This is a genomic window from Aeribacillus sp. FSL k6-2211 (assembly GCF_037966125.1).
In the GTDB taxonomy this organism is placed as follows: Bacteria; Bacillota; Bacilli; order Bacillales; family Aeribacillaceae; genus Aeribacillus; species Aeribacillus composti.
Map to the genome: position 1 here is coordinate 1,944,098 of NZ_CP150190.1, position 26,889 is coordinate 1,970,986.

22 protein-coding genes and 4 pseudogenes are annotated in these 26,889 nt (G+C 38.7%); 19 read left to right on the plus strand and 7 right to left on the minus strand.

Features of this window, described 5'->3' with window-relative positions:
• The first annotated feature begins 475 nt into the window (after positions 1-475).
• From NSU19_RS09405 to NSU19_RS09425, 5 genes are all read left to right on the plus strand, one after another.
• The gene (locus tag NSU19_RS09405; RefSeq protein WP_339199874.1) at positions 476-5,116 is read left to right on the plus strand and encodes an AAA family ATPase; all 4,641 of its coding nucleotides are present in this window, start codon (positions 476-478) and stop codon (positions 5,114-5,116) included.
• Between the two features lie 124 nt (positions 5,117-5,240).
• On the plus strand, positions 5,241-5,405 hold the full coding sequence (locus tag NSU19_RS09410) for an anti-repressor SinI family protein (protein ID WP_242009324.1): 165 nt from the start codon (positions 5,241-5,243) through the stop codon (positions 5,403-5,405).
• A 975-nt stretch (positions 5,406-6,380) separates the two neighbouring features.
• A complete protein-coding gene (locus NSU19_RS09415; RefSeq protein ID WP_339195571.1) occupies positions 6,381-7,412 on the plus strand; it encodes a fatty acid desaturase in 1,032 nt (343 codons plus the stop codon).
• A 95-nt stretch (positions 7,413-7,507) separates the two neighbouring features.
• Positions 7,508-8,650 carry a sensor histidine kinase gene (locus NSU19_RS09420; protein ID WP_339199875.1) on the plus strand — a complete coding sequence of 381 codons (1,143 nt, stop codon included), beginning with the start codon at positions 7,508-7,510 and terminating at the stop codon, positions 8,648-8,650.
• On the plus strand, positions 8,647-9,246 hold the full coding sequence (locus tag NSU19_RS09425; RefSeq protein WP_339199877.1) for a response regulator transcription factor: 600 nt from the start codon (positions 8,647-8,649) through the stop codon (positions 9,244-9,246). Before NSU19_RS09420 ends, NSU19_RS09425 begins: the two co-directional genes overlap by 4 nt.
• A 349-nt stretch (positions 9,247-9,595) precedes the next feature.
• Here NSU19_RS09425 and NSU19_RS09430 read toward each other — a convergent pair whose 3' ends face one another.
• Entirely contained in the window at positions 9,596-10,261 is a 666-nt protein-coding gene (locus tag NSU19_RS09430; RefSeq protein ID WP_339199879.1) for a hypothetical protein, read from the minus strand.
• 338 nt (positions 10,262-10,599) lie between these two features.
• Here NSU19_RS09430 and NSU19_RS09435 point away from each other — a divergent pair, with 338 nt between their 5' ends.
• The 8 genes and pseudogenes from NSU19_RS09435 to NSU19_RS09470 form a co-directional block, all read left to right on the plus strand.
• Positions 10,600-11,730 carry an MBL fold metallo-hydrolase gene (locus tag NSU19_RS09435; protein ID WP_339199880.1) on the plus strand — a complete coding sequence of 377 codons (1,131 nt, stop codon included), beginning with the start codon at positions 10,600-10,602 and terminating at the stop codon, positions 11,728-11,730.
• Positions 11,731-11,953: 223 nt separating this feature from the next.
• Positions 11,954-12,349, plus strand: coding sequence for a sulfurtransferase (locus tag NSU19_RS09440; RefSeq protein ID WP_240326745.1), 396 nt, complete (start codon positions 11,954-11,956; stop codon positions 12,347-12,349).
• Positions 12,316-12,576 (plus strand): metal-sensitive transcriptional regulator, encoded by a 261-nt coding sequence (locus NSU19_RS09445; RefSeq protein WP_063389517.1) that lies wholly within the window; start codon positions 12,316-12,318, stop codon positions 12,574-12,576. The genes NSU19_RS09440 and NSU19_RS09445 overlap by 34 nt, the downstream gene beginning before the upstream one ends.
• A gap of 95 nt (positions 12,577-12,671) precedes the next feature.
• Positions 12,672-12,899: a sulfurtransferase TusA family protein gene (locus NSU19_RS09450; protein ID WP_066246718.1), complete on the plus strand. Its 228-nt coding sequence runs from the start codon at positions 12,672-12,674 to the stop codon at positions 12,897-12,899.
• Positions 12,900-12,952: 53 nt separating this feature from the next.
• Positions 12,953-13,435 (plus strand): DsrE/DsrF/DrsH-like family protein, encoded by a 483-nt coding sequence (locus tag NSU19_RS09455; protein ID WP_066246720.1) that lies wholly within the window; start codon positions 12,953-12,955, stop codon positions 13,433-13,435.
• Between the two features lie 10 nt (positions 13,436-13,445).
• Positions 13,446-13,823: a rhodanese-like domain-containing protein gene (locus NSU19_RS09460; protein ID WP_339199881.1), complete on the plus strand. Its 378-nt coding sequence runs from the start codon at positions 13,446-13,448 to the stop codon at positions 13,821-13,823.
• A 293-nt stretch (positions 13,824-14,116) separates the two neighbouring features.
• Positions 14,117-14,677 (plus strand): sulfurtransferase TusA family protein, encoded by a 561-nt coding sequence (locus NSU19_RS09465; protein WP_327873931.1) that lies wholly within the window; start codon positions 14,117-14,119, stop codon positions 14,675-14,677.
• A 341-nt stretch (positions 14,678-15,018) separates the two neighbouring features.
• Positions 15,019-15,270 (plus strand): annotated as a pseudogene (locus tag NSU19_RS09470) (TSUP family transporter); the annotation flags it as partial.
• Between the two features lie 259 nt (positions 15,271-15,529).
• Here NSU19_RS09470 and NSU19_RS09475 read toward each other — a convergent pair.
• From NSU19_RS09475 to NSU19_RS09490, 4 genes are all read right to left on the minus strand, one after another.
• Positions 15,530-16,780, minus strand: coding sequence for an IS4 family transposase (locus tag NSU19_RS09475; protein ID WP_339197272.1), 1,251 nt, complete (start codon positions 16,778-16,780; stop codon positions 15,530-15,532).
• Positions 16,781-16,895: 115 nt separating this feature from the next.
• Positions 16,896-17,147 carry a hypothetical protein gene (locus NSU19_RS09480; RefSeq protein ID WP_339199882.1) on the minus strand — a complete coding sequence of 84 codons (252 nt, stop codon included), beginning with the start codon at positions 17,145-17,147 and terminating at the stop codon, positions 16,896-16,898.
• A gap of 404 nt (positions 17,148-17,551) precedes the next feature.
• The gene (locus NSU19_RS09485) at positions 17,552-17,920 is read right to left on the minus strand and encodes a hypothetical protein (protein ID WP_339199883.1); all 369 of its coding nucleotides are present in this window, start codon (positions 17,918-17,920) and stop codon (positions 17,552-17,554) included.
• 720 nt (positions 17,921-18,640) lie between these two features.
• Positions 18,641-18,949 (minus strand): AmiS/UreI family transporter, encoded by a 309-nt coding sequence (locus NSU19_RS09490; RefSeq protein WP_339199884.1) that lies wholly within the window; start codon positions 18,947-18,949, stop codon positions 18,641-18,643.
• Between the two features lie 196 nt (positions 18,950-19,145).
• On the opposite strand from NSU19_RS09490, the pseudogene NSU19_RS09495 reads away from it, so the two are divergent.
• Together NSU19_RS09495 and NSU19_RS09500 are read left to right on the plus strand one after the other, a co-directional pair.
• Positions 19,146-20,521, plus strand: a pseudogene (locus NSU19_RS09495) (ISLre2 family transposase).
• Between the two features lie 325 nt (positions 20,522-20,846).
• Complete coding sequence (locus tag NSU19_RS09500) at positions 20,847-21,308, plus strand: DUF523 domain-containing protein (protein WP_144598017.1); 462 nt, start codon at positions 20,847-20,849, stop codon at positions 21,306-21,308.
• Positions 21,309-21,334: 26 nt separating this feature from the next.
• On the opposite strand, the gene NSU19_RS09505 is transcribed toward NSU19_RS09500, so the two are convergent.
• On the minus strand, positions 21,335-21,550 hold the full coding sequence (locus NSU19_RS09505; protein WP_327848095.1) for a hypothetical protein: 216 nt from the start codon (positions 21,548-21,550) through the stop codon (positions 21,335-21,337).
• A 553-nt stretch (positions 21,551-22,103) separates the two neighbouring features.
• On the opposite strand from NSU19_RS09505, the gene bioW reads away from it, so the two are divergent.
• The 4 genes and pseudogenes from bioW to NSU19_RS09525 form a co-directional block, all read left to right on the plus strand.
• A complete protein-coding gene (gene bioW / locus NSU19_RS09510; RefSeq protein ID WP_339199885.1) occupies positions 22,104-22,874 on the plus strand; it encodes a 6-carboxyhexanoate--CoA ligase in 771 nt (256 codons plus the stop codon).
• Positions 22,871-23,523, plus strand: a pseudogene (locus NSU19_RS09515) (aminotransferase class III-fold pyridoxal phosphate-dependent enzyme); the annotation flags it as partial. The gene bioW and the pseudogene NSU19_RS09515, both read left to right, overlap by 4 nt.
• Positions 23,524-23,594: 71 nt before the next feature.
• Positions 23,595-24,767 (plus strand): 8-amino-7-oxononanoate synthase, encoded by a 1,173-nt coding sequence (gene bioF / locus NSU19_RS09520; protein ID WP_339199887.1) that lies wholly within the window; start codon positions 23,595-23,597, stop codon positions 24,765-24,767.
• A pseudogene (locus tag NSU19_RS09525) lies at positions 24,764-24,931 on the plus strand (AAA family ATPase); the annotation flags it as partial. The gene bioF and the pseudogene NSU19_RS09525, both read left to right, overlap by 4 nt.
• A 170-nt stretch (positions 24,932-25,101) precedes the next feature.
• Here NSU19_RS09525 and NSU19_RS09530 read toward each other — a convergent pair.
• Positions 25,102-26,757, minus strand: a complete 1,656-nt coding sequence (locus NSU19_RS09530; protein WP_339192806.1) for a sigma 54-interacting transcriptional regulator — start codon at positions 26,755-26,757, stop codon at positions 25,102-25,104.
• Positions 26,758-26,889: the final 132 nt, after the last annotated feature.

Consider the following 26,889-nt stretch of genomic DNA (forward strand, 5'->3'; position numbering starts at 1 on the left):
AAGACCCTTTTTTTAGCAGCTCCACAAATAAGCGGGGGATGAGTTGTATTTGGAAAAGAAACAGCTTCTCCCATCATCGTTACAAAGAAAATTCCAAAAGATAAAAGCTTTGCTTCTTTGTCATACGTGTATGATTTCTTCAGAACTTTTTTAAAAATAATCTGAATGGATTGCGGCTGCACAAAGGCGCCGGAAGAGAACGGTGCAAATGTCTGTAACCGCCACCCATTATTTAGTAAATCCTGATTATTTCCTCATAATTTTTCTTCAGTTTTCCTGAAAAACACCGAACTCCATTTGTATTCAAGCAGAATCATTCCTCTTTTCATATGTCATCTTATATACGAGAATATTGAAGGGAAAAGTTGCAGTTATAGACGAAATACCGCTTCTTTCAATGAAAAAAGAAGGGTTTTCGGAAAATTTTGCGAATACTGGAAGAGAAATTTTTTTATGAAAGGATGTGCCTGTCTGTATGGAGAAGGAAAACGAAATATTACGGCATTTGCCAAGAGGGAAAAAGTCAATGTCAGATATTTCAGGCTACAGTTATATATCATTGCTGAGAAAAGGAAAAAAAGCTTCTGTTTATCGGGGGATACGCGATCGTGATCATCAATGCGTTTTGCTGAAAGTTTTAACATCACAATCCCCATCGATAATTGATCATGCATCTTTTTTGCACCAATATGACTTCTACTCGCAGCTGAAGATGAAGGAAATTGTGACGCCTATAGAAGTTGAGCAATTGGGGAACACGTATGCACTTGTTTACCGAGATCCTGGGGGAATGTTATTAAAAGAATATATCAAAATTCATCGTCCACGAATTAGCGAATTTCTTCAAATTTCTTTACAACTTGCAGAAAAATTAATCGTCCTTCACGAACAAAACATTTCCATCACTATACTAAGTCCAGCTCACATTTTCATTCATCCTGAAAAACTAGATGTGCAATTTTTTGATATTGGAGGAGCCGAAGAGGATGATGAAATTTACGATATTTATCATTCGCCGGAACAGAGCGCACAAATCAATCCATCCTCCAGCCATCTCAGCGATATTTATTCGCTTGGTGTCATTTTCTATAAACTATTAACTGGCCGTCTGCCTTTTGACGTTGACTCTGATTTTGAATGGATGCATGCTCATATGACAAAAAAGGTCATTCATCCGTCTGAAAGACGTCAAGATGTGCCGAATGTGGTTTCCGACATCGTTTTGAAAATGCTTACAAAAGCACCTGAAGATCGTTATCAGTCGGTTTTCGGACTGAAAGAAGATATTTTCCATTGCTTAAAGATGCTGGAACAAAACGGAACAGTCCAATCATTTCAGATTGCCCGATACGACTTTTCTTCACAATTTCAAATTACAAGCAAGTTATACGGAAGGGAGAAAGAAATACAAAGCTTAATGGAAGAACTGAAAATGGTTCGATTTGGTTTGACGAAAATGGTGCTTATTTCAGGAAGCGCCGGAACAGGAAAAACAGCGCTTGTGAATGAAATTGAAAAGTTATGCGCAAAAGAAAATGGTTATTTTGTTTCCGCAAAATTTGATCAATTTCAGCGGGATATTCCATATGAACCGTTTATTCGCGGATTTCGTCAGCTGATTAATCAATTATTGGCGGAAAGCAGAGAAGAACTTCAACGTTGGAAAAGAGAGCTTCTTGAACATTTAGGTTCAGGAGCGGCGGTTATCACGGAGGTCATTCCTGAACTGGAACTGTTGATCGGCAAACAAGACGCTGTACCTTTATTGCCTTCTTCCCAATCGAAGCTTCGTTTTCATTGGGCATTCAGGCGTTTTATGCAAACATTTGCGAAAAAAAGCCATCCATTGTTATTCTTTTTAGATGATCTTCAATGGTGTGATACAGCATCGCTAGAATTGCTGCAATCCATACTGAACGATCCAGAGTTTGAAAGTTTGCTCATCATTGGGGCTTATCGCGATGATGAAATGAAAGAAGGACATCCTTTCTTAACGAAATTAAAAGAAATGAAAAGAAGCAAAGAAAATATTAGGGAATTTCCACTCGGCATGCTGAATGTTGATCATATTAACCAAATCATTGCGGAAACGTTGGGATGCAGCCCGGACGATGTTCGCGAGCTTGCCATTGTACTATATGAGAAAACAGCGGGAAACCCATTATTTTTTAAACAGCTTTTCCAAACAATATACGATGAAAAGTTTCTATGGTGCAACTTAAAAAGAGGAAAATGGGAATGGAATCTCAACAAAGTGAAGGAGCAGCCCGAATACGATGAAATGATCGGATTCATTGTCAGCAAAATTGAAAAACTGTCGCCGTTAACCCGAAAACTTATCTTGACAGCTTCCTGTCTTGGACATCGCTTCGATTTTCAGTTTTTGTCTTTTCTTCATGATGGAATCAATACGGAGAAAATGACCGACGCATTGTCCGAAGCAGTCCAGGAAGGGATGATAATCCAGGTTTCAGATCAAGGAAGGTATCAGTTCATTCATGACCGTGTCCAGCAAGCTGCCTATTCATTGCTTGATCAAAGGAAAAAACAAGAAATTCATTATAAAGCAGGTCAATTCCTCTTCAAAAGAACAAGTAAAGAAGAACATGAAAAGTTTTTTGAAATGATCAACCATCTTAACTTGGGCCGGAGGTTCATTCAACATCCCGAAAGAAAAGCAGATTTGGCTGAGCTCAATTGGTCGGCGGGTGAAAAAGCGAAAAACGCAGCGTTATTTGATCAAGCATTGAATTATTTTCAAACAGGGATTGAATTGCTACCCGAAAATTATTGGGAATCCTGTTATGAATTAAGTTACAAGCTTTTTTTAGGCAAAGGGGAAAGCGAATATTTAAATGGACTTTTTCGGGATTCGGAAAGGACATTTAACGAAATGTTAACATATGCCAAAACAAAGGAAGATCAATTAAAAGTCTACAATATGAAATCTTTGCTGTTTTCTCATCAACAGCAGTTTGAAAAAGCGGTTGAGGCAGGGTTAAAAGGCCTTCGATTGTTCGGATGGAAGCTCCCGCAGCATCCGGGCAAGTTTAAAGTGCTGCTCGAGATGATTTTAACAAAAACAGCGCTTAGAGGACGTTCGGCTGCTGATCTCACCGCTTTGCCGACGATGACAGATAGGAACAAACGTTTACTAATGGAGATTTTAATTAATTTGAACAGAGCCAGCTACCAGTATGATCAATATCTAGTCAGCATTCTCATGCTTCGGGCGCTCCGGCTTACATTACGACATGGAATGACTGATGTGTCCGCTCTTGCTTACAACAATTATGCATTATTTTTAAGCGCCGGGTTTCAAGATTATGAGGGAAGCTTTCAATTTGGACAGCTTGCTTTACACACAGCTACCCGATTTCAATCAAAACACCTAATGGGGCGGGTCGATTTCGTTTTTGGCACATTTGTGAACCACTGGAAAAAAACGATGGAGGACAATCTTTTTTATATTAAACGTTCACAAAAACATTGCGTTGAATCCGGCAACCTTCATCTGGCCGGGGAATCGAGCTCATTTCTGATCATTACAATGTTGATTAAGGGGGAACCGCTCAATCAGTTGTTAGTAGAAATTGAGAAGCAGCTAGAGTTTGTCTTGCAAATTAAATTGGAACATTCCATTAAGTTTTTAAAAGCGGTGAAATCTTGGCTGCAATGTCTCGTTCATCTTAATGCGAAATTTACTATGTATGAAGAAAGAGAAAATCTAGATGAATCATCGGTTATCGTTTATGATACCATTCAATTGAAAATCGCATTTTTGTTAAAAGAAGATGAGCTGGCATATCAACTGGCGGTCCGTCTTGAAAAACTTGTCAAAAAATCACTGTTGCTCATCATTTCGCCTGAATTTTACTTTTATCATAGTTTATTGTTAATCAGGCGTTGCGAACAGAAAGACAGGAAAAACATGAAAATAGTTAAAAAACAGCTGAAACGGGCTTTGAATCAATTTAAAAAATGGTCTGAGCATTGCCCTGACAATTTTCGACATAAACAGCAATTACTTTTGGCGGAATGGGACAGATTGCAAAAAAAAGAGACAGAAGCTATGAAATGGTATGATGAGGCAATTCATTCCGCAAAAACTTCTTCTGACATTCAGATTGAAGCACTCGCTAATGAATTGGCAGGGGACTTCTATGCCAAAAAAGGCATGCATCGCATTGCGCAAACATACTTACGTGAAGCGCATCGATGTTATCGGCTGTGGGGGGCGCACAACAAAGCGGAACAGCTGCAGCACGATTATCCTGAATTTACTTTGATTGAGGAAACAAATCAAACAAAAAACGATCATAAAAGCATGATAACGTGGGAAGGGACCAAACGAACAAAAGGTGAGGAACGGGGCTTGTCCGCCATCATTCAAGCAGCAGCCTCTTTGTCTGAGGACATGAACTTAGAGCAATTGCTCGGGAAATTATTAATGCTCATTGCCAGATTTAAAGGGGCTGAAAAGGTATGCTTCATCAGGCCAAATGGAAAAGAAACCGTTTTTTCGATTGAAAAAGTCATTTCCACACATGGCGAAACAAACGAAATGGATCAAAACGTTGGCGAAAACATTCCGATTTCTGTTATCCAGTATGTGCACCGTATAAAAGAAACGATAAAGCTCCAGGATGCAGTAAATGATTTTACTTTTTCAAAAGATCACTATATTCAAAAAAACAAAGTCAGGTCAGTGTTATGTTTTCCTGTCGTCCAACAAAAAACGGTCAAGGGGATCTTTTATTTAGAAAATAATCAGTTAAAAAACGCCTTTGAATCCGAGAATATGGAAGTGTTGACAACCATCGCATCACAGGCTGTCTATGTACTTGAACTGCTGTATTCATTTGGAAAAGAAACAAAAATCGCAGTCGAGAAAAAAGCAGAGACGATCAAGAATGAGTTGGTTGATCCGTTGACAGAACGCGAATTGGAAGTGTTAAACCTTGTTTCAATCGGCTTAACGAATAAAGAAATTGCAGAAAGACTTGGTTTGGCTGTCGGAACGGTAAAAGTCCACTTAAACAATATTTTCAGCAAATTGCAAGTAAATCGCAGAACAAAAGCAGTGGTCCAAGCAAAGGAGTTAAACTTGTTGTAAGAAATGAGCAAAAGTGGCTCATTTTTTTTTGCGAAATTTGCCCATCTATAACTTTTGATATATGACAATTTCAAGAAATCAATGTATTGTGTTTTCAGTGACAGATGGAAAGGAGGATGGAAACATGAACAATAAAGAATTGGAAGAACAACAAATATTGGATATAGAATGGGTTGAGCTTATATTAGAAGCTAAAAAACTCGGATTAACAGCTGATGAAATTCTTCATTTTTTACATAACAGTGAATTTTATAAATATTGGATGAAAAAAGATATATCTACAAAATAATTAAAATAAACTAGAGTATGCATCCATGAATATTTTTAACTGTCAATTTAAATCACTACTTTCAACAAGATGATAATACAGAACGTATTATTCTAATAAATGAAATTACATAAAGCATATGACTAAAAGCCAAGAAATGGTGGTACTGTTCATTTAGTAAATAGTTATGTACGTTTTGATCGAATGACAGGAGATGGATCGTGAAAAATGCCTAATATGCACTTATTCACACGTAAATACGAGTGACTTCATGAATTTGAAAATTGTTCAATTGTTTGGGCTGGCTATTACAAATGCAATGGACAACCCCATTTACGCTATAATCCCTTTTATAAAGAAATAAAAAGGGCCTTATGTGAGACAAAGGGAACAAACTCAAAGTCTAGGCAGAAGGAGTGTTCAGTTATATTAAAGGCATCGGTGCTTCAGCCGTTTTTCGCTAAGATTCTGGAAAAAGCGATATTGTGTTTTATCTAAAACGGCAAGGCTCACAACTTCCTAAAGATGGAAGGGAAATGCTCCTATTACTGTAAAAAACCACAGAAATTCATTGAAGAGTTCTGTGGTTTCATATTTTTTAAGGAGCTTTTAAAAAGAACCCGTTAACTAACGGCATTATGTCGAGTAGACATGAAATGGAGAATACTTCAAGTTTTCATTCAAACTCAATGTCCGGCCTTTTCCTCGTTGCAAAAGTCTCTTCAGAAAATATCCACAAAGTTCCGCAAATGCCGTTATCATCACAATTTGCTTTTCGTCTCTTGCTTGTTGGCCCATCCTTTGCAAAATACCTTGTTACAAGATGTGTTTTGTTAAAAAACATTTTCCCAAAATTTGAATGTCCGTCAGCAATTACGAATATGATAGAAAACGATATATGACATTTATCATATTCTGAATATGACATATATGACTTCACAGATCGATTTCCCTCTTATATGATTAGAAATATCAAATAAAGAAGGGAATCAAAAAATGACGAAACAAATGCAAAAAAATTTGAGAAAGCAAATGGCTCCTTATGAAAAACCTCACACTATGAATAGTGTTTGGCAGTTAGTCAATACAACTGTGCCGTTTTTTCTGTTATGGTTTTTAGCTTATCAAAGCTTATCCATTTCTTATGTTCTTACTTTCGCTATTTGCATGATCGCAGCTGGATTTTTAGTTCGACTTTTCATCATTTTCCATGATTGCTGTCACTATTCCTTTTTTAAAAACCGCCTTGCCAATAAAATTTTTGGAACAATAGCTGGTATTTTAACGTTGTTTCCGTACAGCAAATGGCAGCACAACCATTCAGTCCACCACGCAACCAGCTCAAATTTAGATAAGCGCGGAACAGGGGATATATGGGTTTTGACAGTTGATGAATATTTGTCAGCACCGCCTTTAACTAAATTCGCCTACAGGATGTATCGAAATCCGTTCGTGATGTTTGGGCTAGGACCGATTTACGTTTTCCTTATTAAAAATCGGTTTAACAGAAAAAATGCGAGGTTAAAGGAACGCATCAACACATATATAACAAACATATCAATCGTTGCCTTAGTTGGGCTGCTTGGTTGGACGATCGGATGGGGGCCGTTTCTTATCGTTCAAGGCACAATCTTTTTCATTTCAGGCACTTTAGGCATTTGGCTTTTTTACGTACAGCACACATTTGAAGATTCTTATTTTGAAGAAGATGAAAACTGGGAGTATGTGAAGGCAGCTGTTGAAGGGAGTTCATTCTATAAGCTTCCGAAACCGCTGCAATGGTTTACCGGAAACATCGGATTTCACCATGTGCATCATTTGAGCCCAAGGATACCCAATTATAAGCTGGAAGAGGCACACAATCAAACGTATCTTTTACAGAATGTACCAACCATCACTCTAGCGACAAGCTTAAAATCACTCCGATTCCGCTTATGGGATGAGCAAGCGAAAAAGTTTGTCGGGTTTAAAGACTTATCGAAAAAGAAGGAAAAAAAGCCGAAAGTCCATATTGAACCTGAATTGTAAAATCTTTAGAGAATAGCGGCAAAGTTTTGAAGACGCAGTGTACCTTTTTATGATAAGATAACATGTAAAACAAATTTATTTAAGAGGATTTGACCATGACAAAAAAGTATATGATCTTAGAGAAATTCTCGGGAATTTCTCCTTATATATGGAGCGTTTTTAGCATTTTGCCGTTTTATTTTATTTTTCAATCTTCCTCCACTAAGGAAATCATTGCAGGGATCGTGCTGACAATTATCTTTTTCTTTGTATATCGTTTAGCTTTTATTTCCAAAAAGTGGCCCGTCTACTTGTGGACGTCTATCTTGATTGGGATTTCCATCGCGATGACGATTCTTTTTCAATTTATCTATTTTGCCTTTTATATCGCTTATTATAACGGCCATATCAAAAACCGAATTGCTTTTTTAACATTGTACATCATTCACTTAGCGGCAACGACCATCTCAATCAACTATAACGTGGTTCTGCAGGAAAAGTTATTTTTAAAGCAATTGCCATTCGTCATCATTATTTGGATTAGCGTCATCCTTCTCCCATTCAATATTTACAATCGAAAAAAGCAAGGGCAGCTTGAAGAACAGCTCGAAGACGCCAACAAAAGAATTTCCGAGCTCGTTAAACAGGAGGAGCGTCAACGAATTGCCCGAGATCTTCATGATGCGTTAGGCCAAAAGCTGTCCCTCATCGGTCTAAAAAGTGATTTGGCAAGGAAATTAATTTACAAAGACCCTGAACAAGCCCGCAGCGAATTAAAAGACGTTCAGCAAACGGCCAGAACTGCATTGAATGAAGTAAGGAAAATAGTTTCACAAATGCGCGGGGTTCGATTGAAAGAGGAAATCATACATATAAAACAACTACTCCAAGCTGCTGAAATCAAGTTGGTAAGTAATGAAGAAGAATTCACACTATCAAACGTATCCCCGTTTATTGAGAACATTTTAAGTATGTGTTTGAAAGAAGCAGTAACAAATGTCGTCAAGCATAGCAAAGCTTTCACTTGCCGGATTGCCATTCAGCAATCTTGGAACGAAATATGTATGACGGTGCAAGACGACGGAATTGGCATTAAGGAGGAACGGGATCTTGCAAAAGGAAATGGACTGATCGGAATAAAAGAACGTTTGGAGTTTGTAAACGGCAGTCTGGATATTTATTCGGAAAAAGGGACTACATTAATCATGAAAATACCGAATGTAGTAAAGCAGACCGTTAAGGAGGGACTGAAATCATGATTCGAATTGTCATAGCTGAAGACCAGCGTATGATGCTCGGCGCCTTAGGAACATTGCTCAATCTGGAAGAGGATATGGAAGTGGTGGGGCAGGCGACTAACGGAGAAGAAGCTGTTTCTCTTGTGAAGCAATATCAGCCTGATGTTTGCATCATGGATATCGAAATGCCCAAAAAAAGTGGACTTGAGGCAGCTGAAGAGCTGAAAGATCTGGAATGTAAAGTGATCATTTTAACAACGTTTGCCCGTGCCGGTTATTTTCAACGGGCCTTAAAAGCTCGTGTAAGCGGCTATTTATTGAAAGACAGCCCGAGTGAGGAGCTGGCAAGTTCGATCCGCAGCATCATGGCAGGCCGGCGAATCTATGCACCCGAGCTGATGGATGATGTTTACAGTGAAGAAAATCCTCTCACGGAAAGGGAGAAGGAAATATTAGAACTCGTTGCCGATGGAAAAAACACAAAAAAAATCGCGGACGAACTGAAACTAAAAACCGGAACGGTCCGAAACTATATTTCAACGATTTTGGATAAGCTTGAGGTAACGAACCGGATCGAAGCGATTAAACAATCTAAAGAAAGGGGATGGTTTAAATAGACATAAGAAAAATTGTTTTTTCGCAACTAAATCAAAACATCATAAGAGACGGAACCGAAATCTTGCAGGCGAACAAAATGAACAGTTATTAATACCTTTCCCAAAAACACGATAAGTTCCTCAATATATTTCGTGGAACGATGAGATTCAGGTTCCGCCTGCCAATAAATTCACGTATCATATTTATTCTGGTTAAGCCGATAGCGGCACCCTGTTTGTTTGAATTTATATTTTTCTAGAGAAAATGATTATTATATGATTCTCGTTATACCATTTATGAGTTTTCAAGCATCGCGAGCCAAACAATCTCTTTGAGAGCCTGTGTGCGTCATGCTTCTCGGTATACGAATTATAGAAAGAATTGTTTTTCATAGATAAGTTTATTTCTTAAGTTCTGATATGCGCTATTTTTTTTACTGAACATAATCAAACATTGTACTAGTAAAGCCGCCAAAACTAGACAACTGGCAGCAAACGGAAGGGAGGAAGGAGCCAATCCTGCAAGCAATACAATCCCTCCAAGAGAAGAACCTACTGCACTTCCTAAATAATTAGCGGAACTGTTTAAAGCTACAACAGCAGCGTCATGCTCAGGCTGGTAACGAAGCCGTTCATGTTGTTGCGGGGCTTGCGAAGCCCAACCCATCGCCCCCCATAGAACAAAAGGTAAAAAGGATCGCATCGGGAAAGAGAGTGCAAATGGTATGCAGATCATAGCTAAAGCCATTATGGCTATAATTCCGGCCATAAGCATTTTCGGTCGTGCCGTCCGGTCAATGAAATATCCAACGGAAAAGCTCCCGATGACACCCCCAATGCCCCATGCCCACCAATAATGTGCAAGCGTGAGGGTGTCTTTTAAGTTATCCAAAATGGTTGAAATATAAGTATAGAGTCCTAAGCTGGAAATGCTTGTTAAAAAAGTTGCGTTGATGATTGCAGCAACTCGTCCGTTCGCCATTATGGCAAAACGATGCTGCATCGATGGCGGTGGAAACGAGATAATCCCTATCATAGCGACAAAACCTAATTCTCCTATTTATAAAAAGGGATAAGCTTGAATTCTATTACGAATATGTAAAATCGGTGTCTTCTTCATTGATCGTTTCAATTTTTCGACCTTCCTAATCTCGTTCGAATCATACGTTTATTTTAAGCAAACATCTTCAATCCCTCCATTATCGTTTATAGAACAATACGGCGAACTGGAGGAAGTAATTGCATCTAAATTAAAAAGCGTTGACTTTTAGAGCAATGTTTTGTAATATTAAGACCATAAATACCCATACATGTATGTGTAAAATAATTAGTTTAAATCAAATTTACAACATTCGATAGGAGGAAGAAGGGAATATGACGGTAAAAACTATCACGGTAAAAGAAATTGCAAATAAAATCATCCGCGGGGAAGACTTGTTTATAGTCGATGTACGCAATCAAGAGGAGTATGCTGATTGGAGAATTGAAGGAAAGAACGTACAAGTTGTAAATATTCCTTATTTTGAAGTTCTTGACGGTGTGGATCCATTTCTTGAGCAATTGCCTAAAGAGAAAGAAAACGAAATTTATGTGGTCTGTGCCAAAGGAGGATCATCGCTATTTGTTGCCGAACAGCTTGAACAAGCAGGTTTTTCACATGTTTATTCCATTGAAGGCGGTATGAAAGCGTGGAGCGAGCATTTAGAACCAGTCAAAATCGCCGAGCTGAAAAACGGCGGTGCCATTTACCAATTTGTCCGTCTTGGGAAAGGCTGCCTGTCCTATTTGATCGAATCAAACGGAGAAGGTGCGCTTATTGATACAAATCGCATGACAGATGTATACGTTGAGTTTGCGAAGGAACGCGAGATTTCTATTAAATATGTCATTGATACCCATTTGCACGCAGACCATATTTCCGGCGGCCGCAAGTTGGCTGAACAATTGGGAGCGACGTACTATTTGCCTCCAAAAGATGCGACAGAAGTGACCTTTTCCTATGCACCGATTCAAGATGAGGATCGCATTCAGGTCGGTCATGCAGTGATCGAAGCTGTTTACTCACCGGGACATACAATTGGCAGCACTTCGTTTATTATAGATGACCAATATTTACTAACGGGAGATGTTTTATTTATCGATTCGATCGGTCGTCCGGATTTGGCTGGAAAAGCGCAGGATTGGGTGGGGGATTTGCGCAAGACATTATATGAGCGCTATAAACAATTAGCAGATGACCTGTTGGTTTTGCCTGCACATTTTATGGTACCGGGTGAAATGAATGACGATGGTAGTGTTGGTACTACATTAGGTATGTTGTACGCAAAAAATCATGGTCTCAATATCGCGAGCGAAGAAGAGTTTCGAAAAACGGTGACGGAAAACTTGCCTCCGCAGCCGAATGCTTATCAGGAAATTCGGCAAACAAATATGGGAAAGCTTCATCCAGATGAAGAGCAGCAACGCGAGATGGAAATCGGTCCAAACCGTTGCGCAGTCCGATAATGATTAAAAAGGGAGACTTGAGTCATTCATGCCGAGTCTCCTTTTTCTCCCTCCGCAAATATTTTTTAAATTAAGTAAAGGGAAAGCTATATTGATAACTAACAAGTAAAGACAATGCCTCTGTTCCAAAAATTTGTTTAGAAAAATAAATCGGTTGATTATATACTTATACATGTATATAATTGTTCATAAATAAAAACAATGAATGAGGTGGAAAGAAGAATTGGAAGGAATACTGCTTTTGGCTTTATTTATTTTGTTATCAATATCTGTCTATCGGCGGTATTATCCAGTAAGAGGAGTTCCGTGTGTTGACTACCGCGATGAAAGTATAAATTCTTTAACGATTCTAGATCTTCGTGATTACAACGAAAAAACAAATCATTATCCCATTGCGAATTCCTTTCACATACCGTTTGCTTATTTAAAACGGCATGTTTATGAAATTCCTGATAAACCAATCCATGTGATTGCAAGTGATGAAGTAGGAAAAAATTTAGGCATTCGCTTTTTGCGCAGCCGCGGTTTTAAAGTGAAGAGCTATTCAATGGCCGATTGTCCTTGCAAAGAAAGGAGAAATGCCAAATGGAATACAGCAAAGAAATCAAAAACCGCCTAAAACGAATTGAAGGACAAGTAAAAGGGATTATTGGTATGATGGAACAAGAAAAGGACTGCAAAAGCGTGATTTCTCAACTTTCTGCTGCACGAAACGCTATTGATCGCACTATTGCCGTTATTGTAAGTTCCAATTTAGAGCAATGTATCCGTGAAAGCTTAGAAAATGGGGAAAAAACGGAACACCTAGTAAAAGAAGCTGTAGAGCTGTTGGTAAAAAGTCGTTAAAAATTTGTCAACTTTTCTTTGAAAAGTTGACAGATTTTTTTATCCCCATTAATATACATATAGGGGTAATGGTAATATTAAAGGAGGTCATTACAATGAATGCAGATAAAGTATTAGATGCAAAGGGTTTTGCATGCCCAATGCCAGTCGTAAGAGCAAAAAAAGCAATTGATGAGTTAGAAGCTGGTCAAGTTTTAGAGGTGCATACAACGGATAAAGGTTCCAAAAACGATTTGACCGCTTGGGCAAAGGCAAGTGGACATACGGTTGTTAATATGAAAGAAGAAAATGGCGTTTTTACGTTTTGGATCAAAAAGGGATAATTTTTGCTATCTTTATACCCCTATGAGTATTTTGGAAAGAAGGTGGAAACAAAGTGTCGGAGCAAAAGAAAAAAACAACGATCATCTTGTTTAGCGGTGACTATGATAAGGCGATGGCAGCGTATATTATCGCGAACGGCGCTGCTGCCTATGACCATGAGGTTACAATTTTTCATACGTTCTGGGGGCTTAACGCATTGCGTAAAGATTCGACAGTTCCGGTGAAAAAAGGATTATTAGAAAAAATGTTTGCGAAAATGATGCCGCGTGGTGCTGACCGCATGGGACTGTCGCGGATGAACTTTGGCGGAATAGGAGCGAAGTTAATTAAGCGGGTGATAAAAAAACATAATGCTGTGCCGCTGCCGCAATTAATCGATATGGCAAAGGAACAAGGAATAAAGCTGGTTGCTTGCCAAATGACAGTCGATCTTTTAGGACTCCAACAGGATGAATTAATAGACGGCATCGAATTTGCAGGGGTTGCTGCGTATTTAGCAGATGCTTCTGAAGGAAATGTCAATTTGTTTATTTAAGGTGGGGCTTATGGTTCAAACCATTATTAATATTGGTCTAGTTCTATTGGTGATATGGTTCGTTGTCAATCGGTTTCTGCCCATAAAAGGAGTGCGAATCATATCAGTAGTGCAATTAAAGAAGGAATTACGAAAAAAAGATGTTCATTACATTGACGTACGCACACCTATTGAGTTTCATACGAACCATATTCCTGGTTTTAAAAATATTCCGCTTCACGAGCTTCCAAAACGAGTTCATGAACTATCAAAAGATAAAGAAGTCATTGTGATTTGTCAAAGTGGAATGAAAAGCGCCAAAGCAAGCAAATTATTAAAGAAATTAGGATTTCAGCGTGTAACCAATGTAAAAGGCGGCATGAACTCTTGGTCAAAAAGGTTGATATGAAACAACTATTCTGCTAGAGAAATTTGAGGTGTTGTTCCATAAAAAGAAAACATTCAATGTTATTGATGTTCATGAACTAGAAGAAGTCGATTTAGGAAAATTTCTAGTTCCATAAATATTACGCCCTGACTGTTCAAGTTTCGGAGAATGAACTAGATACAGAAAAAGAAAATACTCTCGCCTGCTGTTTGAAGGAAAAAGCAGACGAGCCGAAAACTATCGGAAAGTTGCGGAAATTGATGCATAAATAAGAAGATCCTGTAGAATAGTTCCCATTTAAGGAGGAGAAAGTCATGATTCAAGTAGATATGACAATAGACGCTAAAGGGTTGTCTTGTCCGCTGCCGATTGTCAAAGCGAAAAAAGCGATTCATAAGTTGCAGCCTGGACAAGTACTGGAGGTACAAGCAACAGACAAAGGATCGAAAGCGGATATGAAAGCATGGGCAGAAAGCACTGGACATCACTATCTCGGTACAATTGAAGAAGAGGGGATATTAAAGCACTATATTCGTAGAGCAAGTGAGAGCGAGGCAAAGAATGAAGCGAAATTCCCCCATGTTATTCGCAATGAAGAATTAGCAGACAAAATAAATGATCCGTCAATTATCATTTTAGATGTCCGTGAACCGGCAGAGTTTGCATTTGGGCATATTCCTGGTGCCTTGTCAATTCCTCTTGGAGAATTGGAGGAACGGATCAAGGAACTCCCGCAAGATAAGACCATTTATGTCGTCTGCCGCACGGGAACGCGCAGTAGTTTGGCAGCCCAGAAATTAGCAGAAAAAGGGTTTTCAAACGTATGGAATATTGTCCCCGGTATGTCAGAATGGAATGGATCGCTTGAACAATGATTGAACAGTTGGTTATCAATATACAAATATATGATAAAGGTACAAAAAATCTTTAAACAACAAAAAAACATTTTTATAGTATACATGCGAACTATTTTGCAATTGGAAAATGAAAGGCGAAATTTCTCAATATTGAATTGTCCCTTATTGTGAATTAATCGATGGTTCATTGCATTGGGACGAAAATTCATTTATCGCCTTGGGCATCAAGCAATAGGCATACGATGATGAAAAAAAGAACATGATCGATCATTTTCGAATTAAAAAGGATAATTCACTTACTAGCGGGGTGCATATACGCACCCCGATTTTAACAACAACATCAAAGGAGTAGTATATCAATGGAAATAACGTTCAATTTTATTATCGTAATGTTTCTTATTGGCTTTATCGGTTCCTTCCTTTCCGGTATGGTTGGGATTGGCGGTTCCATTATTAAATATCCGATGCTTCTTTACCTGCCCCCGCTTTTTGGCCTTGCTGCGTTCAGCGCCCATGAAGTATCGGGAATTAGTGCCGTCCAAGTATTTTTTAAGACGATTGGCGGTGTTTTAGTCTATCGGAAAGGTGGATACTTAAATAAGTCGTTAATTTTTTAGATTCATCACCACATTTTGTGATTTAACCCAAAAAATAAGGAAAACACTCACAGTAGGAGACGAGGAAAAAAAACAAGATCTTTTTTTAAAACTAAACAGTAGCGTTGCATAAAAAAATTTAATGTTTGTCAAGCTCAATAAAAATTCCAGTTATTTCATGTAACTGAATATTCAGACATACAATCTTTCTAAGCAAGCTTAAAAGGACAATGACGTCTTAATCGGCAGTCCATTTCCACAATTTGGTAATATATTACAGAAACATTGGATCATAAACTAAATCGTCTAGGTGTTCCACCTCCCCTTCTTCAAATTGGTACACGATGGTTTCAAAATCTTTTTCCCAATGGTATTTTTTCCGACCGTTGGACGTTCGAATTGGCTTTTTAAAAAGGGAGCGAACAAAACAGTCAAAACCTTTAAAAAGCAGATTCTGTAAAGTTCGCTTGATCTCTAATAAAGGACCATCGTGATTCACTTTTAATTGGAGCATGGCCTGTAAGCAATAGGTGATTAGGGCGATCCAAATTTGATTGTAAACGGCATTTTGACTTTTTCCATAAAATCTTTTTATCTTAAGGTGCTGTTTCATCCATTTAAAGAAGGTCTCTATCTTCCAGCGATATCGGTATAAATCTGCAATCTCTTCCGCAGAAAGATCAAAGCAATTGGTTATGATGATCACGGGATTCCCTTCGCTGTCGACCGTTTCGATCAATCGGAGAGGATGAGTCATTTTGGTATGATTACGGTCATTTCCTAAAATGACAATCTGATCCCTATAAATCAAACGTTCTGGATTGGGAATCCGTTCCGATAAAACTTCAATCTCTGCGTTCTTTTTAAGCCGGGTAATGAATCGCACCCCTTCTCGGCATAAGCGGTCGAACTGTTTGTAATCGACATACCCTCGATCAAACAAGTAAATCGCATTTGGATCGATTTCAATGAGTTCGTCCATCTGTGTGCGATCGGCATGTTTCGCGGGTAAGATAATCCCTTGATCCGGAACAGTGATATCCTTCGTTACAACAACCTTTAAATGGAGTCGAACACCAGCCTTTGTCTTACGAAAAGTTGCCCATGGATATTGGCTCAAACTCATGCTCATCGTGGTAGAATCAATGACCAGAAGACGACCAATGTTTCGGATGATCGGGGCATTTTTCATTTGCCCTTGGATCTTTAAGACCAGATATTTAAATACTTTTTCAAACAGTTGAGGGGATAATTGGCCTAATTTGCGAGAAAGTTGCGAAGTACTAATTGCATCAAATTCCAGATATGTCTGCAACTCTTCCTTGTCTTTCAAATGTTTGGCCAATTTTGTTAAGCTTTCCAATTCATTTATCTGAGCGATGATACAAAGTTGTAAAAACTTATACGCTGTTAATTTTTTAATGTATTTGTCAACGTCAATCACATTAATTAGTTTTGAAAAAGTTATTGGATCGATCTCTTTAAATAGTTCATTTATTGTGGATTCTGTGGTATTCTTATCCATAATGGTTTCTCCTTATTCTTAGGATTTGGATAGGACTGCCAATCCTAATTATAAGGAGTTTTTTTATATCCAAAAAGATGAAATTTAACATAAAATTGGGCTTGACAAATTAAAATTAACTTAATGCAATGCTACTGAAAACTAAATGATCCAACTCAAGGAGGGAAGCTTTTGACTCATGAATTTGAATATCTTTCACCTTGTTATATTTAATCTGGTTTGAAACTCCGGTAAAAAACAAAAAAAGACCTACAATACCTATTGAAGAAAGATTTAACCAATTTTGTAAAGAATCTGGTCGATCGATGAAAAAAACAGAAATACCAATGAGCATAACTATAGATGATAAAGCAAATGCTGCTTCCATTCTCCGTTTATACATAGTAGCAATATCAAATCAACTCCAGTCAAACATAGGGAAGTCTTTCTACCTCATCAACTATCAGTTTAGATTAGTAGTTTATAGTATTCAATATTTTTTACATCCTTTTAGTGAAAAAATGGAGAAGACATCAAGATGAGGCGGCTTTGAATATGCTCGTGCTCACCAGCCTTAGCAATCCTAAGTTATTCATTAGCACAATATGCCAAATAGAGAACTGTATGATTGGGCACGTTTTTTTATTTATTTTCAAAGGTCAGAATAAAAGTTTAAATACAGGCACTTTGAATAAAATGGAAAAAAATTTTTACTTTGTGTATGGTATTTCCAGGGAATAGCACAGGGTTAAAAAAAGAAGTGAGGTTATCACTTTTTGAGGTAGTTGTAGGTTACATAATTTTTTTTCGTAACGTACGGATGGAAACATCATGTTCGCCAATAATTTCGTAAACAGATTTGAAGCTTTCTTGGAGGTTTTTCATTTCTTCGTTTGTTTCCATTACAGCTTGTTTAATTGATTTTTGTTCCTGTTCAATCCGATTCAATCGCTCTTCAACATGATTTAAGCGTGTTTCTACTTGATCTAATCGCTCTTCAACCTGAGCTTCTACTCGATCCAACCGATTTTCAACCCGATTTAATCGATCATCTACCTGGTCCAATCGCATCCCGATATAATCTAGTCGATCATGCACATTTTTAAGATCATTGTCAATAGACATCACTTTTTCTAAAATTAAGTCGAGTTTTTGTTCCATTTTTTGACTCCTTTCAAAAATCTCCTTTCCTCAATTTTATTCGAATGAAATGGTTCTGACAAGTACGGATTGGGTGCCTTGAATTGATTAAATGCAGTATCAAAAATGCCCGAGCATTAATAAAATCTGCATCTTTTAGTCGGCATGACTATGTGACGATGGATAGTGTAGAAGGGATTCATACGTAAAAAAGCTGGTAAACGTGTTGAAATTATGTTTCCGTTTTATCATTCATTGTGTGTTCGAAATATTAAAGAATAAGATAATTGTGAGAATTAAGGTATTTTTATGTAGAACAATACAAAAGTATTAAATAAGCATAAAATTGCTTTTCAAAATCAGGAATCTAAATTTTTCATCATCATCGAAATAAACCCTTTGTGTTGGGGCTGTCTAATAAGTCGATTTTCCGGCTTATAGACGCCCCTTTAATGTTTTAGAAACGTTGATATATCAATGCTTATGATGTTTCGTTTTCAATGGATTTTGACTTTCTGGACAACCCCAACACAAGAACACAATGATTGTTCAAGCCAATTAAATATTCGTCTTCATGCTGTTTCATTAGTCTTATTGATTTATTTTATTACAAATGAAAACAATCAAATGCTAAACAACTATAGGGCTGAAATGCTTTTTTTTGGCAGAAGAAGGTTTTGTGAATATATAGATAGCGATAAAAGCTAGAATTGTTAAAATAGCTACTACGAAAGCAGTTTTTTATCCTACGAACTCCCATTGATTAATGAGAAGAAGAAAGGGGGGAATAGTTGCTGTAATCCATGCTTGAATAAACGCGACCCACCCAGTAAAGATAGCAATGTTCTTTTTTTGTGCAAGCAGCAAGTAAAATAATGTCCATAGAATGGAGCACATAAGCCAAATAATACCGAATTTTATATCTTGCAGTTTAATAAAGTTTATATAGCTGTATCCTAAAGCAAGAATTGCTACCCATAGAGAGTACCAACCTAAACCTGAAGAGTTAAAGTTTTTTAGATTCGAAATTCCTACATATAAATAACTCAACTTGTGTGAGTAAAATGTTTGTGGGAGAAATTCTTAGAATTCCCCGATGAGGGGGTTGGGAACGTAGGTTCGCAATCCCCCTCATCGGGGCCACCAAGCAAAGCGCGGTAGGATCCCAAGCAGGAAACATGAAAAAAGGACTCTCTCCCTGGTAAGATGTTCATTGACCACACCACAAACAGGAGGAGAGAGTCCCATGAATATTCAACAACATCTTACCACAAATTCGTTGACATGGAAAGAGATCGAACTTGATTTGTTTCGAGCCCTGCAAAACGCCTTCGCTGAGCTGTTTACGGCTCTGTTGGAGGACATCGACCGACAATTGGCGGAAACCCGGGACAAGCGCCGGTACCACTTGAAAGACAAACGACGCACCACGATTCAAACCTTGTTTGGCGAAGTTACCTTTGAGCGAAACTACTATTTAGACCGAGAACAAAACCGTTACACGTTTTTGCTTGATTCCTTTTTAGCGTTTGATGGATCGCAGTCAATCAGCCCTTGTCTAGAAGAAACGGCGGTGGGATTGGCTGTGGAGTGCTCTTCCTATCGCAAAGCGGCTCATACGCTTGCCCAGATGGTCGGGTATCCGGTGATGAGCCATGAGGCGATCCGCCAGTTGGTGCTCGAGGCTGAAGTTCCGCTGCACTGCCCGGTTGACCAGCGATATGGACGGGTGCTGTTTGTGGAGGCCGATGGACTGTTTGTCTCTCGCCAAGGGAAGGGAAAACGGGCCAAGGAAGACAAAATCCTGACCGTTCACGAAGGGTGGAAGCGCAACGGCTCACGGATCGAATTCGTGAATCAGCGCCATTACGTCCATGAGGGCAAGGGGGAGGTGTGGGAAGGCTTCGAGGAATTTTTGATGAACGAATATGCCTATGATCCGTGTCGGGATCTTCTTGTCATCAACGGGGACGGCGCTCCATGGATTACCGCATGCCGGGAGTATTTCAAAGGACGGGTCTGCTTCCAATTGGATCGATTCCACGTGGCGCGTGAGTTGCGCCAATGCCTCTCGGGCCATCCACGGTGGCAGGCGATTCCGGCAAAAGCTGGCGAAGCAGGATGAAGAGGGGCTGCTTGTGGAACTGAACAGCGTCCTCGGCACGCTGGGGGACGAAGCGAAAGAACAACAGCTGGCCGCCTTGATCCGCCGGATCGAATCGATGCCTGGATGCATCCGCGATTACCGGGAATGGTAGAAGGAGCAAGGAGTCGACCCCACGGGCATGTATCCGACGGGACGTGCCGAAAGCGTGATGAGCCAGCTGGCGTATCGGGTGAAATACCGTCGCAGCAGGGGAGATAAAGGACTTGGAGCGTTTTTCAAGGCGATGATCGCCCGGATGGATGGGATTCTTCTTTTCGGACGTCGTTTAGGAGAAGAATCGTCGCAGCCGGCTGAAGAAACGGCGTCGACGGCATCCACCAAACAGACGATCGTGAACAAGGTGAAACAACGCGTCCGCCGTCTTTGGCCGGAGATCACGCGGAAACAAGCCATATTTACAGCAATCGTCCGGGACACCGATTTATCATGCCCTGTCTGAACTCAAGGGATGGTAAAAAAAGGTGTACATATTCGTCTGTCATGGCAAGGGATGAGATACTGAAAGCGCTTACGAATGAAATTCAAAAAAATGGTTCAACTAACCTATGACTTACACCTGTTTTCAGGAATCAAAAAAGTTCCCACAAAGTCTTGACTGACTCGTATATTGAAGTTACATATCGAAACAACATCATTTGGTATATAATAGAACTGAAGAAGATATCATAATTGGGTCATTTTCATTAGTGAAGCCGTTAGCCAAAAAATTTGTTCCGATATAGCAATTTATAATTGTAATAGGTATAACATAAGAAAATTAGTTGCAAAAGAGGTGATTTGATGATATTAGTAAGCTCCTGTTTAGCGGGGTTAGAAGTGAGGTATAATGGGACGCATTGTTTACATAATAAAATATGGAAATTAGTTAAGGAGAAGAAAGCCGAAATGGTTTGTCCTGAAATATTAGGCGGATTTTCGACTCCTAGAGAACCTGCAGAGATCATCGGTGGAAACGGGGAGGATGTACTGGATGGAAAGGCGAAAGTAGTGGATCGGTCAGGCAACGATGTGACAGAGCTTTACATAAAGGGCGCTTATGCGGCTTTAAAAAAAGCAAAAGAAATAAAAGCAACATTAGTAGTTCTCAAAGAGAATAGTCCGTCCTGCGGCAGTTCAATGATTTATAACGGCGAATTTACTGGAAAGAAAATGGTTGGAAGTGGGGTAACAGCTGCTTTACTAAAGAGAAACGGGTTTCAGGTCATTTCAGAAGAACAATTTGCTGAACTAGATTCTTTTTAACTACGAGTTGAATTGGAATCGATTTTTTAAAAGTCCGCTTTTTCCTGTTCATATAATTTAGATTGATAGAATAACGAACGAATCCTTGAATTGTTCAATTGAATGCCAACAATACCCGTTGTTTGTGCAACAGTTGGTTTGTCATTTTTTAGAGAAAGACCGGATGCTATATCATTGAGTTGTTTGTCCATCTGGGTAATCTTTTTTTCGACTTGGTTCAACCGCTCATTAATTTCAGTCAATTGCTGCTTTGTTAGTTCAAACTGTTGATCAACTTGTTTGATTTAAAACGTTAATCGATTTGTTCAAAGCGCTGCCTTGTTTCCCGTATGATTTTTTAGTTGCTCCGCTAATTCCTTCAACGCTTGTAAAATCATCTTAGCTATAAGATGGGTCTAAATTTTTATTCTTTCTCATTATAACATGCTCCAGCCATTTCAACTAAGACCACATTATTTTTTTCAAATCGGCATTGAACTGATAATGAATGAGAAAAGCGAGGAATAATCATATCCTTTTAGACGGCATTTTTTAAGATAAAAACATTTTGCAAAGCATTCCTACTCAGCTTAACCGCTTATCTTCAATAAAAGCTCCTTTCACCCGAGACTGGCTGCCATTTTGAGTGCGTATTTTAGTTAACCAATTGACATTAATAGATAACAATTTTATCATTTAATTGTTAACCATTTTATTTTAAAAGTTAACATAAAACAAAAGATTGTAGGTTGAAAAATTAAATTTTGACGGAAAATCATTGACATAAAACAAATGACGGAGGTTGGAGGCCAACGAATGAAAGAGGAAAGGTATTATAGTGTCAGAATGAGAGCTGCCAAGAATGGACCTCATGAACATGGCGGAAAACATATATCTGGTGGAGAACTGCTTTCAACCTATAGTGATTTAAAAAATTCAGTAAATGCTTTATTAGAAAAGGGACTTCATCACTCAAGAGGTACTCCTGATTTTATGCAAATTCAATTTGAATCTATTCACGAACCGATTAAACGAATTCAACCATTACATATTGACACAAATGAGGCAGATACAGTAGAGAAAGGGCGAAAGTTGTCTAGGCTGCTTTTGGAGAAAGTTGGTATCGAAAGACAGGTTATTGAAAAAGCATTTACAGAATGGATGAAATATTCAGGAATGAGAGGCGCTATATTAATTGATGTTCATTCAGGAAAACGTATTGATGATAGGCAGGAAAAGGGAGTGCGTGTTTCAAGAATTGATTGGATGAAGACGAATTTTGAACTTTGGGCAGACTACTTTCATGTGCCCAAGAGTACAAGAATCAGGGAAGCACTTGTGATTGCCACAAAGGTGTGTGCGCATCCGGCTACCATCGCTGAACTATGTTGGTCAGACGATCCTGAATATACTACTGGCTATGTTGCAAGTAAAAAGCTAGGGTATCAACGGATTACAAACCTAAAAGAATATGGAGATGAACGCGGCTGCCGCATCTTTTTTGTTGATTGCAGGAAAGATCTGAATGCCTATATTCACTATTTAGAAAAACAGCCAGTCTTTATTCATTGGGAGGTAGAGAAATGAAACAACAATTAATCGAAAAAAGTAAAAAATATCTATGACTACCTTTTACACAGATGATGATCATCCTTTAATAATTGAAAGCGGCCAAGGAATGAAAGTTAAAGATATTGAAGGAAAGAATATATGACGGCTTTTCTTCCGTTTGACTAACGTACATGGTCATCGTAAAAAAAGAACTGGACGAAGCAATTAAAAAACAGCTCGAAAAAATGCCGCTCCACATTGTTAGGCATGACAAATGTTCCAGCAACAGAGGTTGCGGAAAAGCTCATTCAAATAAGTCCTGAAAAGCTGACGCGTGTTTTTTTATTCAGATAGCGGAGCTGAAGCGATGGAAATTGCACTTAAGATGGCGTTTCAATATTGGAAAAATATCGATAAGCCAGAGAAACAAAAGTATATTACAATGCAAAACGGCTATCACGGGGATACGGTCGGCGCCATAAGTGTCGGTTCCATCCAGCTTTCTCATCAAGTATATGGGCCATTAATGTTTGAAAGTTTTAAGGCACCAATTCCTTACGTTTATCGGTCAAAAAGCGGCGATCCGAAACAGTGTCGTGATGAATGCTTAAACATACTTGAACAACTGCTTAAGGAAAAGCATCAGGAAATTGCCGCACTAACAATTGAATCAATGGTCCAAGGATGGAAGAAGCAATTGTCACGGGTAACAGAAAAAGAGGTTTTGTTTTTAAAGACATAATGAGGTGACAAGCGTTGAACTTTAATGGCTGGTTAAACGACCGTTTAGCGAAGACAAAGGAATCCGGCTTGTATCGGATGCTTAGAACAATGAATACTGCACCTAGTCCCGAAATGTACATAGATGGCCAAAAGTACATAGTATTTTCCTCAAACAACTATCTGGGCTTGGCCAATGATTCACGCTTGATTCTTGCAGCAGAAAAGGCATTGCACGAGTTTGGGGTTGGGAGCAGCGGCTCAAGGTTAACGACAGGCAATACGCAGTGGCATCAAAAGCTTGAAAAAAGATTTGCAGATTTCAAACAGACTGAAAGTGCCTTGCTGTTTTCAAGCGGTTATTTGGCGAATATCGGCGTGCTTACTTCATTGCCTGAAAAAGGTGATGTTATTTTTAGCGATCAATTAAACCATGCGAGTATTATCGATGGATGCCGTCTCTCACAAGCAGATACCGTCATTTATAACCATGTAGATATGGAAGATTTGGAAAAGAAATTAAAAGAAACAAATTCATCACGGCGACGCTTTATTGTCACAGATGGTGTCTTTAGTATGGATGGTACCATTGCGCCTTTAGATAAAATCATGTCACTTGCTCAACGTTATCATGCATTTGTCATTGTGGATGACGCACACGCAACAGGAGTTTTAGGAGAAAACGGCAGGGGAACAAGTGAATTTTTTCACGTCTTTCCGGATGTGGTGATTAGCACTTTAAGTAAAGCGGTTGGAACGGAAGGCGGGGTCGTTTCTGGATCGAAGGTTTTCATTGACTTTTTGCGAAATCATGCCAGAACCTTTATCTTTCAAACCGCACTTTCACCATCTATTTGTGCAGCTTCATATACAGCATTGGAAATCATCGAACATAGTAAAGAAAAACGACAGCAATTGCTTATAAAAGCAAAACGAATAAAAACTAGTTTACAAGAAATGGGGTACACCGTGAAGGGAGATCATACACCAATTATTCCTGTATTGATCGGAGATGCTCATAAGGCTGTCCTATTTGCAAAAAGATTACAAGAAAAAGGAATATATGCCCCGGCGATTCGACCGCCGACTGTACCTATTGGAGAAAGCAGAATTCGGTTAACGGTGACCGCTGACCATAGCTTAAAGGAGATAGATTATTTGTTGGATACATTTAAATTAATCGGAAAAGAGTTGAATATGATCAAATGAAAGGTTTTTTTGTAACAGGAACTGATACTAGTGTTGGAAAAACGATAATAGCTTGCAGACTGGCAGCTGTATTAAAAGAGAAGGGAATGGATGTCGGCGTCTTTAAACCGTTTTTAAGCGGTATTTCGCGTGATGATCCAACAAGCGATACAAGTCTTTTAAAAGGGAACCTCAAAGTCGAAAATTGACTTATGAGACACCCCATGTAAAAATTCTACTCCTTTAATATAGAGCGTCTGAAAAAATGAGGACGCTTCTTTTGATTAGCAACTGCAAATTATTTTTCTCCGGCACAACAGAATAAAATCTTTAGATGAGCAGAAATCGAGATTGTTTATATGTTTGCTTTTTTTGGATCTAAACCCCATCTCTTTAACTTTTTGACTAATGTGGAATGGTCGATGCCGAGTTCTTTTGCCGCAATCCGTAGTGATGGATATTTTTTGATCACATCTTTTACAATTCGCTGTTCAAATTTTTCCACGCGCTGTTTCAGCGTCAAAGCTTCTTCACCGTCTTTTTGATCATGAATGTGCAAAGGAAGATGGTGCGGCTCGATCAATTGAGAGGGAACCGATACGATCATGCTTTCTATTAAATTTTTCAATTCTCGGACGTTTCCAGGCCAATGGTAGCTCGTTAAAGCCTTCTTAGTTTCTTTTGACAATGTTTTATCGACATGGTAAAGCTTGCAAAAGTATGAAAAAAAATGATCAATAAGCGGTGATATATCTTCTTGGCGTTCAGATAAGGGCGGAACAGTTATTTCAACAACATGCAGACGGTAATAAAGATCCTCACGAAATTTTCCTTCTGAAACAAGTTGCTTTAAATCTTTGTTCGTTGCAGAAATAAATCGAATATCAAGCTTAATTGGCTCCCTGCCTCCTATTCGCTGAATTTGCTTTTCTTGCAATACTCGTAATAACTTTACCTGCAAAGAGAGAGGCATTTCTCCTACTTCGTCAAGCATAACGGTTCCGCCGTCCGCCAATTCAAGCAGACCAATTTTCCCCTCTTTATTCGCACCAGTAAATGCACCTTTTTCATAGCCGAATAGTTCAGATTCAAGCAGATGTTCAGGAATGGCCCCGCAATTCACTTTAATAAACGGCTTTTGTTTCCGTTGGCTGTGATGATGGATAAAATTGGCGATCACCTCTTTTCCTGTTCCGGAAGGGCCAGTTAAAAGGACGCTTGTTGGAAAAGGCGCCACTTGTTTTACTTTCTCATAAATGTTTTTCATTTTTTTGCTGTTGCATATAAACATTTGTTCTGATCCGTTCACATGAGCCGAAAAACGGTTTTGGTTTATTTCGGAAATACTTTTTGCTTTTTCTAACTCTTTTCTAAGTTTATTTAATTGTGTGATATCCCTTACGCTCGTCACTACGAGCTCAACGTCTCCTTGATCATTAAATACCGGATTTCCGGTGACAATGACATCTTTTTTGCCTCCTATTTTTTGCATAATGGAAATTTGTCTCTTTTTTTCCAAAACTAAGAGAGATACTGACTGGTCAATATAACCATTCGTCATCAGATCCCGCATATGCCTTCCGACCAGTTCTGTGCGTTCAAAACCTGTAATCTCTTCATATGCGGAATTAACATAGATCGTAATCCCTTCTTTGTCAACAACATAAAGGCCGTCAGTTGAAAACTCGATAATCGCCTCAAGCTGTGTTAGTAGGCTGCGATATTGCTCGATTTCAGTAATATCTTGAATAACACTGATCGCACCGATGCGCTTGCCGTTTTGATACAGAGGAGTCCGGTTTACCATACATTGTCTGTCCGCTAGTATCATTTTTTGACCGATTGAACGATCGCCGCTTTCCACAACCTCCAAAATTTTTGTGTGAGGGACGAGTTCTTGAATATGCTTTCCTTCCCAGTTTCCATTTTCCGCTTGCAATAACTTTTTTGCAGCAGCATTCATCACAACAATGTTTCCTTTTCGATCGACGACAACTACTCCGTTATGCATGCATGAAAAAATATTTTCCCAAGTTAAGGAATTAATAGAGTTTGCTTTGATTATAATCACAACCTTTCATCTGATTGGTGAATTTTTTCAACCGTTTGGTGAATAATTTCACCATATATTTTCGATAATTTC